This window comes from Mesorhizobium sp. CU3 (assembly GCF_006442965.1).
Classification (GTDB): Bacteria; Pseudomonadota; Alphaproteobacteria; order Rhizobiales; family Rhizobiaceae; genus Mesorhizobium.
Genome location: NZ_VFWX01000066.1, coordinates 1 through 253 on the forward strand (window position 1 = coordinate 1; position 253 = coordinate 253).

The 253-nt window shown below is 68.0% G+C and carries 1 protein-coding gene; it reads left to right on the plus strand.

Annotated elements, in window-relative coordinates:
• Positions 1–253: autotransporter-associated beta strand repeat-containing protein (locus tag FJ988_RS30635; protein ID WP_181183734.1), on the plus strand; the 253-nt coding region annotated here is incomplete at both ends.

Below are 253 nucleotides of genomic sequence, written 5' to 3' on the forward strand. Positions count from 1 at the left end.
GTCTGCAGTTCCTCGATCCGGGCTACTCGCTGGTGGCCAGTGCAGGCGGCAGCCTGAGCCCGACCAATGCGCCGGACGGCAGCTTGGCCGCAGCACGGGTCAACGCTGGCGTGACCACGCAGATCGATGCGCCGCTGGTGGGCACGGGCGGCATCAACAAGCTGGATGCCGGTACCCTGGTGCTGACGGGCGCCAATACTTACACCGGCGGCACCACCGTCAGTGGCGGGACCTTGGCCGGTAACACCACCAG